Source organism: Burkholderia sp. SJZ089 (assembly GCF_007828315.1).
GTDB lineage: Bacteria > Pseudomonadota > Gammaproteobacteria > Burkholderiales > Burkholderiaceae > Burkholderia > Burkholderia gladioli.
Genome location: NZ_VIUM01000003.1, coordinates 227,084 through 240,861 on the forward strand (window position 1 = coordinate 227,084; position 13,778 = coordinate 240,861).

At 70.9% G+C, this 13,778-nt stretch carries 9 protein-coding genes; 2 read left to right on the forward strand and 7 right to left on the reverse strand.

Translation table 11 applies throughout. The features are described 5' to 3' along the window. Positions 1–649 precede the first annotated feature (649 nt). A complete protein-coding gene (locus tag FB600_RS07100; protein WP_098151532.1) occupies positions 650–1,771 on the forward strand; it encodes an iron-containing redox enzyme family protein in 1,122 nt (373 codons plus the stop codon). A 91-nt stretch (positions 1,772–1,862) separates the two neighbouring features. Here the strand turns inward: FB600_RS07100 and FB600_RS07105 are convergent, their stop codons facing one another. The 4 genes from FB600_RS07105 to FB600_RS07120 form a co-directional block, all read right to left on the reverse strand. Next, positions 1,863–2,456 (reverse strand): TetR/AcrR family transcriptional regulator, encoded by a 594-nt coding sequence (locus tag FB600_RS07105; protein ID WP_025097461.1) that lies wholly within the window; start codon positions 2,454–2,456, stop codon positions 1,863–1,865. 315 nt (positions 2,457–2,771) lie between these two features. Continuing rightward, positions 2,772–3,572, reverse strand: a complete 801-nt coding sequence (locus FB600_RS07110; RefSeq protein WP_098151533.1) for an SDR family NAD(P)-dependent oxidoreductase — start codon at positions 3,570–3,572, stop codon at positions 2,772–2,774. A 137-nt stretch (positions 3,573–3,709) separates the two neighbouring features. Further along, a complete protein-coding gene (locus FB600_RS07115; protein WP_096752310.1) occupies positions 3,710–4,189 on the reverse strand; it encodes a low affinity iron permease family protein in 480 nt (159 codons plus the stop codon). 132 nt (positions 4,190–4,321) lie between these two features. Continuing rightward, complete coding sequence (locus FB600_RS07120; RefSeq protein WP_096752311.1) at positions 4,322–5,470, reverse strand: sensor domain-containing diguanylate cyclase; 1,149 nt, start codon at positions 5,468–5,470, stop codon at positions 4,322–4,324. Positions 5,471–5,913: 443 nt separating this feature from the next. On the opposite strand from FB600_RS07120, the gene FB600_RS07125 reads away from it, so the two are divergent. Further along, positions 5,914–6,843, forward strand: a complete 930-nt coding sequence (locus FB600_RS07125; RefSeq protein WP_096752312.1) for a LysR substrate-binding domain-containing protein — start codon at positions 5,914–5,916, stop codon at positions 6,841–6,843. 19 nt (positions 6,844–6,862) lie between these two features. Here the strand turns inward: FB600_RS07125 and FB600_RS07130 are convergent, their stop codons facing one another. The 3 genes from FB600_RS07130 to FB600_RS07140 all read right to left on the reverse strand — a co-directional run bounded on the left by FB600_RS07130 (position 6,863) and on the right by FB600_RS07140 (position 13,621). Then, a complete protein-coding gene (locus FB600_RS07130) occupies positions 6,863–7,441 on the reverse strand; it encodes a pyridoxamine 5'-phosphate oxidase family protein (protein ID WP_096752313.1) in 579 nt (192 codons plus the stop codon). Positions 7,442–7,564: 123 nt separating this feature from the next. Then, the gene (locus FB600_RS07135) at positions 7,565–9,355 is read right to left on the reverse strand and encodes a hypothetical protein (RefSeq protein WP_096752314.1); all 1,791 of its coding nucleotides are present in this window, start codon (positions 9,353–9,355) and stop codon (positions 7,565–7,567) included. A 186-nt stretch (positions 9,356–9,541) separates the two neighbouring features. Further along, the gene (locus tag FB600_RS07140) at positions 9,542–13,621 is read right to left on the reverse strand and encodes an autotransporter (protein ID WP_145756439.1); all 4,080 of its coding nucleotides are present in this window, start codon (positions 13,619–13,621) and stop codon (positions 9,542–9,544) included. Between the last annotated feature and the right edge of the window lie 157 nt (positions 13,622–13,778).

Genomic DNA, 13,778 nt, shown 5'->3' on the forward strand with positions numbered 1-13,778 from the left:
CCTCCGTCGGCATATCGAATCTTTCGGCAGGCAATCGAAAGCGAGCAGGATGGAGGACCCGAACTCCAGGCGCGTGGCGCCAGGGGGCTGGCAGAACAACGAGAGAACCTGAGAGAAACGGCGCTGGGGCAAGAGCCGGATTCTCGCCGCGACGGACGACGAACGCGGCGGATCCCGGCTCGGCAGGTGGCCCGGCCGGCGCGCTGCGGCGCGCACCACCGAGCAAAGGCAAAGCGATCGTGGACACGCGCTCGCGCTTTTCATCAAAGCCGCAATTGCGGCTTTTCTTTTTTGCATCGTCCGAATGCCGCGAGGTATTCCGATTTTCCTGAATTCAGGCAATCGCGCCATTGGCCGTCATTGAATAAAAAATGATACCGACGGTCTCGTTTTTTCCATCGCGAGCGGCAGTGCCGCGATTGATTCTAATCTCATGATGATACCGGCGGTATCGTTGTCCGGCGGCCCTGGCGTACTGGAAAGCGGGCTCGATCGCAAGCGGATTTCTTAATCCCACGGGATAAACCCGTGTGCATCACTCACTGTCATTTCGTTTATGTAGAATACTCGCGCGTATGTTTACTTTTTCGACGACAGGCGTCGAGGGACATAAGGCACAACGAATCATCAGGACAGCATGCGACACGAAATGGCAGCGACGGCTCAGGACCTCCCGTTCCGCGCGTTCGAGCGCGAGACGGCCGACTCAACGCGGATCGACGCGGTGCTGGCCGAAGCGTCGATGCTGAGCCTGCCCGCCGCCGTGGCGCTGCTGTGCGACTCGGATGCGTTCGACGAGTGGCCCGACGCCACGCCCGAGAGCGGCGAGCGCTTTCTCGCCGCGGTGCGCGCCACGCTGTCGCGCGCCTTCGGCGCGCGCGACCCCGAGGCGCTCGCCGAGGTGCACCAGGCGCTGTTCCAGCTCTACGACCTGCACGTGGCCGACGGCACCGATCCGCGCGCGCGTCACCAGTTCAATCCGCTGCTGACGCAGGCGCGGGCCCTGATCGAGCGGGCCTGGCTGCGCAGCGAGCGCGAGCGGCTCGGCCTGGGCACGGCGCCCACCGCGAGCGCCGAGGTGGTCAGCGCCCTGAAGGCCCTGTGGTCCGGCCATCGCGCGGCCGCGCATCCGCTGTTCGATTTCCTCGAGACCGAAGCGAGCCGCGAGCAGATCGTCGCCTTCTTCCGCAGCGACAGCGCGCTGAACATCCGCTTCTTCGACCTGCTGCTGTATTCGCTGATCGGTTCGCGTGTCGAGGTGCGCAAGGAGCTGGTGCAGAACCTGTGGGACGAATCGGGCCGCGGCAACCCCACGCTGAGCCATGTCAGCCTGTTCCGCCAGTTGCTCGACGTGGTCGGCGTCGGCCAGGCCGAGGACAACCATGCCAGCCAGCTCCAGGTGGAGGGCCATGCCGGCTACAACCTGTTCATGCTGACCAGCCTGAACCGCGCCCATTACTTCAAGCTGCTCGGCGTGATGGCGATGACCGAGTTGCTCGATCCGTCCCATTACGAAAAGCTGGTGCGCGGCTGCCGGCGCGTCGGTTTCGGCGGCGCCGGGGAGCTGGGGTATTACGAGGAACATGTGACGATCGACATCGTCCACGCGGAAGGCTGGCTGGCGGACGTGATCATGCCGGTGGTCGAGCAGACGCCGGCGGTCGGCGACGACATCATCTTCGGCGCCGCGCTGCGCCTGGCGAGCTGCGAGGCCTATTTCGACGCGCTGCATGCCAGGCTGGCCGCGCTCGAACCCGCCGCGCTCGCCTGAGACGGGCTTGAGGCGGCAAGCAGAATAATGGAGCCTGAGAGAACCGCGCCCGCGCGTCGGCCTGGCCCGGCGCGCGGCGGCGCGACCTTGCTCAGTTGAGCGTGGCGGTTTCCCGGTGCTGGGGCGTCAGCCGGTAGGCGGCGATCAGCCGCTCGGCCGCTTCCCAGGCTTCGCCGGCCGCGTGATCACGATCGCCGCTGGTGGCGGCGATGATCGCGCCATCGAGGATCATCACGATCTGCCGCGCCAGCGGCTCGACCAGCGCGGACGGCACCAGGTCCTGCAGCAGCCCCTGCACGAAGCTGCGCAGGCCCTGTTTCTGCGAGACCGAGATGCGCACGATGTCGCCCGAATCCTCGTGGAACTCCGACAGCGCGCCCACGAACATGCAGCCCGAGAAGTCGTGCGAGGTGAACCAGCGGTGGTGCCAGTCGAACAACTCGTGCAACTGCTCCTCGGACGACTGCCGCGTGGCGATCGAGTCGGCCATCGACTGCAGGGCCGAGCGGGCCCGCTGCGACAGCACCTCGGAGATGAGGTCGTTCTTGGTGGCGAAATGGCGGAACAGGGTCATTTTGGCGACGCCCGATTCCTTGATGATGCGATCGATCCCCACCGCGTGATAGCCGTTTTCGGCGAACAGGCGGGTAGCGGTATCGACGATGCTCTGCTTCTTGGTGCTCATGCGTCCGACTTCCTTAGGCCACCCGGAGTGGCGGACCCTCCCGGAAATCGGGAGCCGCATGCCGCCGTCGCACCGCTCGGCGGGGCCGGAACGGGGAATCGGGTGTGACGCATAGATTACCTTGAACCGGCCAGGTTTCGCTTGCCGTGGCGCGTTCGCGACGCCGCGTCGCGCGTTACGGCGTGTTGTTTCGTGTCGCAAGCGTGTGTTTCGCGCCGGGCGGCCGCGGATGCACCGCCAGGGTGCGTGATTGGACCGCCGGTTCGGGCGTGAGGACGGGGCGCGATCCTTCGACGGATCGCGCCCCGTCTGTTTTCAGGCGGCGTTCCGGTAACGCGGCGCGGCCGAGTTCGTCGACAACTGGCCCGACATCGTGCGGCGCGCGCTTTCGTAGGCCAGCCAGGCACCCTCGTCATGCAGCGGCGGAATCGTTACCAGCTCGCCGCGATCGAAGCCGACCAGGGCCGCGTCCACCATCTCGGCGGCCGGCATCACGATGCCCGGGTCCAGATGCTCGATCGGCAAGCCGCCGGTGGCCCAGAAATCGGTGGCGGTCGCGCCGGGCAGCACGGCCTGCACGCGCACGCCCTTGGCGGCCAGCTCGTGATGCAGCGACTGGCTGAAGGCGAGCACGAAGGCCTTGGTGCCGCCATACACGCCGTTCAGCACTTCCGGCGCGATCCCGACGATCGAGGCGATATTGATCACGGCGCCGCCGCCGCGCGCCACGAAGCCGGGCACGGCCGCGTAGGTCAGGCGCGTGAGCGCCGTCACGTTCAGCTCGATCATGCTCGTCATGCGCTCGACGTCGCTGTCGAGCAGCGGCGTGTGGGTGCCGATGCCGGCGTTGTTGACCAGCAGGCTCAGGCCGGCATCCTCGCGCAGCCGCGCCTCGACCCGCGCGAGCTCGGCGCGGTCGTTGAGATCGGCCGCCATCACTTCGACGCCGACCTGCGTCTCGTTGCTCAGGCGCTTGGCCAGCGCGTCGAGCCGGTCGCGCTGGCGGGCCACCAGCACCAGGTCGTAGCCGCGGCGCGCGAGGCGTTCCGCGTAGAGGGCGCCGATGCCGGACGAGGCGCCGGTGACGAGGGCGGTGCCGGGGCGGGATGAGGTCATGGTCATTCTCCAGAGGCTTGCTGCGTTTCGGGGGAGGTTCGTCGTCGAACCGGTGTACGCATTCTGGCAAGCTTCCGCCTTGTCTCAAATGACGTAGATAGACATAATTCATGCCATTCTCCCGACGCGGCTTTTCCTCAGCTTCGTTGCGGGCCGTCCCGATCGTTTTCTTCGTTCCCGTCGCCGTCGTCCTTGCCATTCCGATCGGTCTCGACGAAGGGCGAATCCGTGTCCGGGCGGCCCTCGCGTAGCGCCTTGCGTGCCCGCTCGGCCAGCCGCTCGTAGTGGCGGCGGAAGCGCTCGAGGTCGTGCTCGTCGAGTTCCTCCAGGTCGAGCAGCGCGTTGTGGGCGCCGTCGCACGCGCGGATCAGCTCGTCGAGCTTGATCTGCATGGCCGCGGTATCGCGGTTCTGGGTGTTCTGGATCAGGAACACCATCAGGAAGGTGACGATGGTGGTGGAGGTGTTGATCACCAGTTGCCAGGTGTCGCTGAAGTGGAACAGCGGGCCGGAGACGGCCCAGATCAGCACCAGCGCGACCGCCAGGATGAAGGTGGCCGGGCGGCCGGTGGTGGTGGAGAGAAAGCTGGAGAACCGCGAGAACCATTGCGTGCGCATCGTCGCCTCCGTTCCGGATCGGGAGTGTCGATGATGGCACAGCGCGGCCGATCGTCTGGCCGCCCGCCCGAGGCGGGTTCGCGGCGCAACGGACGGGCAACCCGGCCGGACGAATCGCCGGTGGCGCGGCGCTCAGCCGTTCGCCTGGGCGCCCTCGGGCGCGTCGCCCTTCTTGTTGCGCTTGGCGTCGTACATCGCCGCGTCGGCGATGCGCAGCAGCGAATCGATATCGGTGTCCTCGCCCGACACGGAGGCGATGCCCACGCTCGCGCCGACGCTGGCCGTGATGCCGGGCGCCAGCTCGAAGGGCCGGGCGATCTCGCGGGCGATGGCATGGGCGAAGTCGCGCGGCGTGTCGTAGTCGCGGCAGGTGTCGACGATCACGAACTCGTCGCCGCCGATGCGCGCCACCAGCGCCTCCGGGCCGGCCAGCCGCATCAGCCGCTCGGCCACCTGCACAAGCAGCGTGTCGCCGGTCTCGTGGCCGTGCGCGTCGTTGACCGGCTTGAAGCCGTCCAGGTCGAGATAGAGCAGGGTCATGCCGGCGTGGATCCGGGCCCGCGCGCTGCCGTTGGCGGCATTGAACAGGCCGGCCCGGTTGAGCAGGCCGGTCAGCATGTCGTGGCGCGCGCGATGGCTGTTCTCGCGCTCGGCCTTCATGGTCGAGATCAGCAGCGCGTTGAGGCGGCGCGCGGCCCCGCTCATCGCGAACAGGTAGAAGGGGATCTGCACCAGGGTGAGCAGCAGCACCTTCTCGCCCGAGATCAGCGCGCCCAGCGCGCAGGGGCCGAGCGAGAGCACGATCATCACCGCCACCAGGCGCGGCGCCGCGAAGTTGCGGAAGCAGATGCCGCCCACCATCGCGGCGGCCGACAGGAAGGACAGCGTGGCCGCCACCCAGTCGCCGCTGATCGCGCTGATGAAGGCGCCGTAGCCCACCGAGGCGCCCCATAGCGGTGCCAGGCTCAGGTAGAAATCGGTGGGCGTCGGGCGGTGCTGCAGCGCGCGCCGGCGCGAGACGATCAGCACCACGAAGCGGATCGCGCAGATCAGGATCTCGCCGAACAGCCAGATGCGGAACAGCGTGGTGGGGTGGCGGGTCTCCAGGGCCCAGGCCACGGCGATGGTGTTGAAGACGCCGCCGAAGAAGATCGGCAGCGTGCCGAACAGGGTGCCGACCAGCGCGACGCGTATCTCGTGCGGCGTGTCCCGGCCAGGCTCGGCCAGCCACGTTGCCAGCCGGCCGCGAGGCAACGAGTAAACTTCGGTCCTGCTCTGCACGTGACGGTCCTTCGTCGAGTCGCGCCCAGCTTGTGGACGGCGGGCGGCGCTATTGGGATCGGGCAGGCGACTGCGGCGAACTGCGTGACCGGCCGAACGCTTCGCGTGCGGTCATGCCGTCGGGCCCCGCCGTCCGCGGGTGCTGGACGGTTCCGACGCGCGCGCCGGCGCGATGCGCCAAGCCTGCGTGGTGGCGCACTGGGCGCCGCCTGCAAGTCTACCAGTCCTGGGCAGACGAAAAGAGCCTGTTTTACCGCGCAATCGTGGCGAAAGCGTGTCCGCGCCGACGCTCAGGACGGCGAAGCGCGTGAGCGCGGCGGGCCGGCGGTGCGATCGCAGCGGTGTGCCCGCCGCGAGGCGCCGGCGCCGATCGCGCACGCGGCGCTAGAATGCCCGCTTCGTCCCGCAGATCGCCGCCGCCCGCCGGGCCCGGCGTTTCCCGTATGACCCGCATCCCGACACATCGCCGCCTGCCGCCGCTCAACGCCCTGCGTGCCTTCGAGGCGGCCGCGCGCCACCTCAATTTCCGGCTCGCCGCCGAGGAGATCGGCGTGACGCAGGGCGCGGTCGCGCAGCAGGTGCGGCACCTCGAGGATGTGCTGCAGCGCCCGCTGTTCGACCGGCTGCCGCGCGGGCTGGCCTTGACGGCCGACGGTCGCGCCTATTTCCCGGCGGTCCAGCGCGCCTTCGCGATCGTTGCGGACGCAACCGATACGCTGAGCCGGCGCCCGTCCACGCTGAGCATCAGCACCGCGCCCTCGTTCGCCTCGAAATGGCTGATCCCGCGGCTCGCCCGGTTGCGCGAATCGCAGCCGGCGCTGGAGGTGCGCGTGATCGCCGACGAGAAGCTGGCGAGCTTTCGCGGCGACGGCGTCGATATCGCGATCCGGCTCGGCAAGCCGCCGTTCGGCAAGGGGCTGGCGGCCGAGCTGCTGTTTCCGCTCGAGGTGTTCGCGGTGGCCGCGCCCTCGCTGCTGGCGGCGCGGCCCGTGCGCCGCGTCGACGAGCTGGCCGGCCAGGTGCTGCTGCACGACGCGCACGATCTGTGGCCCGAGTTCCTGGAGGCGCTGCGCGCCGGGCCGGCCGTCGATCCGGCCAAGGGGCCGCGCTTCAACCAGTCCTCGCTGGCCATCGACGCGGCGATCGACGGCCAGGGCATCGCGCTGACCAGCGAGCCGCTGGTCGAGCGCGACATCGCCGCCGGCCGCTTGCGACGCGTGCTCGATTTCTCGTTTCCCCTGTCGCTCGGTTTTTATGTCGTGCATCCGCAGGGCGCGGCCGACAGCGGTCCGCTGCGGGATCTGCGCGATTGGCTGTTCTCGCAGCGCGACCACGAGCGCGCCAGCCAGGGCAGCGACGCGCTGCGGATCTGAGGCGCCCGGCGCGTCAGCCTCAGGGCGCGATCCAGTTGCCTTGCCAGCCTGCCGGCTCGCGCACGAAGCGCGCGCGGCGATGACCGTCGGCGGCCAGGTCGAGCCAGTCGATCGCCTCGGCGCGCAGCTCGATCACGGCGAAGTTCGCGAAGCCGTCGAGCGCGTCGTCGGCTGCGGCGGCGAAAGCAGGATGCGCATCGGCCGGCGCGGCGACGGGCGTGCCCGGCGGCAGCGGCGCGCGATAGAGGATCAGCGTGCGCGGCCGGCTCGCCTGCCAGATCGCCAGGCGCCGGGCCTCGTCGGCCAGCACGCTCGCCGTGCCCTCGACGCGAATCTGCAGCCCGCCGGCGAGATCGCAGCCGACCAGCGCGGCGCGGCCGTCACGCCGCAATTCGGCCAGCTTGGCCGAGCGCGCATCGGTATGGAACAGCAGCGAACCCTGCCCGGCATCGACGCCGCGCAGCACCACCGTGCGCACCCTGGGCGCGCCGTCGAGCCCGAGCGTGGCCAGTTGCAGCATGGTGAACGGCGAGCGCTCGCGGCCCGGGTTGGCGCCCTCGGCGAGCAGGGTCCAGATACGGGAGAGCAGGTCGGTCATGGCGGGGGGCGGGCGGCGCGCCGGCTGGCGAGGTGCCGAGCACGATAGCGAGCCGCGCCATGGCGGTCAACCGCGCGCGGTCGGCGCGGCTTGCGCGTCGAGCGCGCCCGGTGGTGCCCAGGCTCAGGCCAGGTGGGCTTGCGGCGGACGCGGCAGCTCGGGTTCGGGCGTATCGGGCAGCTCCTCGATGCTCGCCGTGCTCGGCTCGTCGGGCTTCTTGGTGGCGCCCATCTGCGCGAACGGCATGTACATCACCAGGCCGAGCAGCAGGCCGACCGCGGCATTGCCCCAGTTGTTGGCCACCGAATCGCTCTTGCCGGCCAGCACCGTGTCCGAGAGGATCTGCGAGAGCAGCGCGCTGCTGGTGAACAAGGTGGCGCGTGCCGGGAAGGCGCCCACCGCGGTGTCCTTGACGTCCTCCATGGTCGGTTTCTTCAGCTCGGCCACCAGGCGCGGTACGTCGCCGCTCGCGATGCCGTTCGAGACCAGGTCGTCGACCACTTCCCCGCCCAGGTTGAGGCCGGCACGCGTGGCCGAGTTGGCCCATTGCGGCGGCAGGTCGGCCGCGCCCGCGCCGGAGTGCGGGGCCAGCTCGCTCATGCCGGTGCCGGCCGCCATCTGGTCGCCCGCGTAGACCGCGCCGGCGCCGAACGAGCGCACGGGCGACGGCGCGGGCTGCTCCTTGTCCTTCGGCCCGACCGAGACGAACCGCTGCACGCCGTCGCGCAGCAGGCAATACAGCACGAACTGCGCGAGCGCCGGGGCCGACTTGCCCATGCTCTGGGTGGCCAGCGCGGCCAGGCCGAGCGTGCCGCCGATCGCAATCAGCGCGAGGCGTGAATAGTTGCTGCGGTCGGTCGCGATCCCCTTCTTGTCGTCGCGCATCTTGCCCGCGAAGATCATGGCCAGCGGCACCGCCGTGAGCAGCACCGAGATCATGGTCTTGACGCCCTCGGGCAGGTGCTCCATTTCCTTGCCGAAACCCTGCCCGGCCATCTGGCGGAACAGCGTGGTGACCGCCACGGACGGGATGCGCGCGAGCAGGGAGTGCGCGAAGGAGGTGGCCAGGCGGCCGGCGCGATTGTCGAAATTGTTCTCGGCGACGTCCGTGATGAATTGGGTCACCGCCTGGTGGATTTGCTTCTCGCCCTCGGTGGTCGGCTGCTTGACCGGCGTGTTCATCAGGCCCGCCTCGAGTTGGTCGAGCTGCGCCTCGCTGAGGGGCTCGATCTCCATCTGGTCGACCATCCGTGCCATCTCGCGCATGCGGCCCACCAGTTGCCGCTCCGCCGGGCTCATCGCGCCGTGCTGCCCGTGCAGGACCGCATCGGGCGGCACGCGCGGCATCATGTGCCGCATCGCCAGCGCCATGTCGGCGCCGCCGATCTCGGTGCTTTCGTTGCCCGAGGCCACCTCGCGCATGCGGGTCAGCAGGTCCTGCTCGGCCGGCGTCAGCGGGCCCAGCTCGGCGTCCTCGGGAATGCTCGGCATCATCTGCTGCATCGCCAGCGTGGCCGTGCTCGGCTCGTGCTGGCCGCTCGTGGCCAGCGTCTGCGCGGCCTCGCGATGCAGGTGCTGCGGCGCGCGCTGCGCCGGCAGGCGGCGCGCCTGCATTTTCGACGATGGCGGCGCGAGCCGCGAGCTCGAGGCCACCGGCTTGGGCGCGACCGGCGGCGGGTGCGAGCTGGCGGAACGGGTGGAGGTGCTGAACCTGGGCGTCTGGCGCGGCCCCTCGCCTTCCGAGCCGCGCGTGTCCTCCTGGCCCTGCAGCCCCTTCAGCGCCTGGTTCGAGGCTTGCCGGGTCGGGGAGGGCGGCGTCGGTACATGCGAAGTCGATGCCGGGTTGGGCGTTTCGGTGGTCGCGGTGGTCGTTGGTGCGAGCACCGGGCTGTTCGATTTGATTCCTGGCGGCATGTTGGCCCTCTCGTTGCGATGGGCCGCCCGACGCGCTCGTGCGCAGCCACCGGCCTTGTTTCAGCCAACGGTAGCGAGTGCGCGAGCCGAGCAGGAAATCAAACGCGAAACCGAGTTGCGCGCGGCGAAGCCATGGCGCCGCGCGCCGGCCGTTGTCACACGCGGGCAAGATGGCCGATGCCGGCGTCAGGCGCGCCCGGTGGCGGGCGGGGCCTGTTCCTCGAAGGTATCGCGCGCGTCGAAGAATTCGTCGCCGTCCTCGTCGATATAGGGCGTTTCGGTCTGGGGGGCCGGCGTCGCCGTGCGCGCTGGGGCCGGAGTCTGCACCGGCGCGGTGGTGGTGCGCGCCGGCGCCGGGGTGCGGGCCCCCGCCAGCGCGCCGAACGACTGGAACGCCACGCGCGTGTCCGCCGCCGGGATCGGATCGAGCGCCGTTTCGCGAGGCGGTGGCGCGGGAGCGCGCGCGGGCGGTGGCGGCGGCGCGGCCGGGCGGCCGCCCAGCGCGCCGAAGGTCTGGAACCCCGTCTGCGCCGGCGCCGGCCGGATCGCCTGCGGCTGCGGCTGCGGCTGCGCCGCGCGCGGCGGCCTCGCCGCCGGTTCGGACAGCGCGTCGCGCGCCGGCCGGTTCCTGCCGTCGAGCATCGCGCCGATGGTCGGCCGCGTCTGGCCGGCCTGCGCGGTGGTCGGGTCGAGCATCGCCTGCATGCGCTGTTGCATCTGCGGCGGGGTGGGCGGCACCGGCCGGGTCGGCACGGGCGGGCGCTGGCGCGGCAGCGCGGCCGGATCCGGCAAGGGCGCGAGCACGGGAGCCGCCACCGGCGCGGCCGGCTGCGCCGCCGCGAGCCTGGCCTGGTACCGCTCGAGCTTGTCGAGCTGGGCGAAATCGGCGCTTTCCGAAACGATCTCGTGCTCGCCCGACACCTGGGTGACCGAGCTGAGATGGATCGCCGCGTTCAGGCCCACGCGCGTGGTGGTCGCGTTCGACTCCTTGACCTTGAGGTCCGAGGCGATCCACGAGGCCGGATCCGTCATGATCTCGTCGATCTTCCGCGCGGCGGCGGCGCTGGGTTTGCCCATCGCGGCATCGGCGGCGGCCAGCGCGTCGATCTTCCGGGCCGCGTCGTTGCGCAGGCGGAAGCGGTGGAAGTAGGTCTGGTTCGGCGCCGCGTTGCCGCGGATGTCGCCGAGCAGGGTGTCGATCTTCCTGTCCGCCGCCTGGTGGGCCGCATCCCATTGCTCGGGCGTGGCCTGGTCGATGTCGATGCGGCTCTGCTTGAAGTGGTCGAGCGCGTAGAGATCGCGCCAGGCGCCGCGCTGCATGTCCACCGCGTGCGTGAAGGTCCTGGTCGACTTGTACTCGACGTCGATGATGCACGAGCGCGGCATCAGCACGCCGTTGTCGCGCGCGATCTGCACGCGCGACTCGACGCCCGAGTCGCTGAGCGCGAGGTTGGCCGAGGGCGTGTCGAGCGAGCTGACGCCCACGCCGACCGTATGCGGCTTGTGGCCGACCGGCACCGAGCCGCTCAGCCCGCCGGTGAGGCGCGCCACCCACTGCGAGCCGCCGCCCGAGCGGTGCTGCTCGATCTGCAGCGAGCCGCCGTCGTCGTGCACCTCGCGCGTGTGCTCGCGCGTTGACGCGTAGCCGATGCCCAGGCCGAGGCCGGCGGTCAGCGGCGAGTGCGGGATTCCACCGTAGACGCCGACGTCGACCGAGGCGCCGCGCCGAGTGGTGTCGTCGATGCCGTCGGTCCAGCCGACCGAGATGTCCGGATCCTCGATGAACTTGTCGGCGAGCCGGTTCCAGGTGTCGCCGGAGGTGCCGGTCCTGGCCTGAGCCGAGCTCTCGACCAGGTGGTCGAACACCGCCGCGTATTTCTTCTCGAGCGTCTTGTCGTCGAAGTTGCTGCCGTCTTCCTTGACGCGACGCGTCACGCGCAGCGACACCCCGCTCGGCTCGTTGCGCTCGTGCTGGTGCAGCACCGCCTGGGCGGTCACGCCGGCGCGCACGTAGGAGAGCCCGACGTCGAAGTCGTAGCCGACGCGCACCCCGAGCCCGGCCTGCGTGCTGACGCTCTTCGCGGTGCCCATGAAGATCTCGGCGCCGTAGTTGCTGCGCCCCAGCTCGACCATCGCGGTGCGATTGCCGGTGGCGCGCAGGTCCACGCGCGGCGAGAGCGGCACGCCATGCACGTTCAGCAGCTTGCCGACGTTGGCCGACAGCCCGCGCGTGCTGGCGCCGAAGCGGTTGCCGTCCTGCATGCGCAGCCGGGCCCCCGACGGGAGTTCCCTGGCCACCTGCGACATCGCCTTGACCACTTCCTGGCGCTGCGGCCTGGCCACCGTGTGCGGCAGGTTCTTGGCGTCGCCGCGCAGCGTGTCGAGCGCGGCGACGAACTCGGCATCCTCGACATCGGCGCGCTGCGCCCAGTTGGTGATCCGCTCCAGGTTGAACGGCGCCTGGTTCAGCGCGGTGAAGGCCTCGTGCTTCTGCGCGTCCTTGCCGCCCCACGAGGCCGTGTCGGCCAGCAGCTTGTCGCGCGCCTCGGCATCGGCCGGCGAGTCGGACAGGTCGGCCTTGGCGAGATCGTCGCGCAGGCTGTTGGCCTTGGCGACGATCTGCTTCATCTGCGCCGCGTCGGGCTTGCCGGTCGGGAAGCCGCCGTGCTCGAACCAGACGTGCAGCGCGGCCAGCTCGACCAGCGAGTGCGGGGCGTGCGCATGCGCGAGCGTGGCGCGCGGCTGCATCATCGGCTGGTCCATCAGCGCGCCGCGATGCTCGGCCACCGCCTTGAGCGCCTTGAGCTCCTTGGCGATGGTGGCACGCGTGACGTCGGCCGTGCCGCTGCGCAGCGCCGCCACCGGCGAGCGATGCTTGCCGACCGCGCGCGCGGCGAAGGTCTTCCAGCGGTTCTCGGCGGCGCGATCGAGTGTCTTGCCGGTGAACTTGTGCAGGCGCTCGCGCGTCTTCGCCAGCGGCGTGCCGGCGCCGTCCTCGCGGAAGTTCTGGCGCCAGGCGAAGAAGTCGCCCTTCTGCGCCGGCGTCATGTCCCGCACTTCCCGCCTGTTCGCCGCCGCGGCCGCCTCGAAGGCGCGCGCGGCCAGCGTCGGCTCGGCGCCGGGCACCTGCATCCGCTCGCGCACCGCGCCCGGCGCGGGATCGTTGTCGCGCGTGAGCGTGTCGTGCGGGCCCGGGTCGGCGTGGTCGGCCGCCTGCAGCATCACGCGCTGCGCGGCCGTCTTCATCGGCGCCTCGCGCGGATCGGTGCCGCGCAGCGTGCAGAGCGCGTCGAAACCCTCGTCGCTGCGCGACAGGATGCGCGCCGCCAGCCAGGCCCGCGCGCGCGCGGCGTCCAGCGGTTGCGCGGCGCCGGCCGGCTGCGCGCTGGTGGCGCGGTCCATCTGCGAGAAGTCGAGCGTGCGCATCGCCTCGACGATCGCCTTCGCGTCGGCGGCGTCGTGCGCGCCGGCGCCGCGCAGTGCGATCGCCAGCAGGGCGCCGCGCTGCGTGGCGGGCGCATGTTCGGGCGCGCCCAGCCCGGCGAGCTGCCCGGTCAGCACCGAGCGTTCGCCGCCCTCCACCGGCGGCGCGCCGGCGGGCTCGGGAAACCAGGCCTTGACCAGCCGGTCGAGCGATTCGGGATGCTCGAGCGCGTCCAGGCGCGTGCTGCGCTCGTCGGCGTCCTCGTGATCGTCCTCGGGCACCGCCGGCAGGGCGCCGCCGAGCGCCGCGCCGACCCGCTTGCCGGCCCGGCGGCGCAGCGCCTCGGCGTGCGCGGCCTTGGTATCGGGCGCGTGCCGCTCGACGTCGGTGCGGTACTGCCTGGCGGCGAGCGGGCGATGCGTGCTCGAATACTGGCCGAAGGGCGTGGACAGCTCGGTGGCGGCGGCCTGCACGTGCGCGGCCGCGTTGGCGAACACGCCCGGCGACGGGCCGGTGTCCTGCGCGGCCGGCCTGGGCCGCAGCGTCCTCAGGCGATCGGTGTTCTGCTGGCGCCGCGCGACATCCGCATCGGGATGGGCGGCGGCGCGGTTCTCGGCCCGATTGGCGGCGTGCTCGGGCTGCGGAGGCGGCGCGGGACGCTCGGGCGGTGCCGCGTCGTTGCGCGCGCGCGGGGCCGGCAGCGGCGCGCCCGGTTGCGCGGCCGGCGTGGGCACCGCGTGCGTGATGCCGGGCACGCCTCGCGCATCGCCGCGCGGCTTGGCATCGGCCGTGCCGCTACCACCGATACCGAGACGGGCGAGGACAGGCTTGAACGACGGCATCGGGGCTCCGGGAACGCATGCGAGCCGCGCCCGTTGGCGCGAGGCTCGCATCTCGGTATGGAAGCCCATGGTAGGCGGCGTGGATGACAGCCATTAGTCACCGCGGCGGCACCGGCCGAAGCGATGTTGCGTGATCCGAAGTATCGCGTGCGCCGCG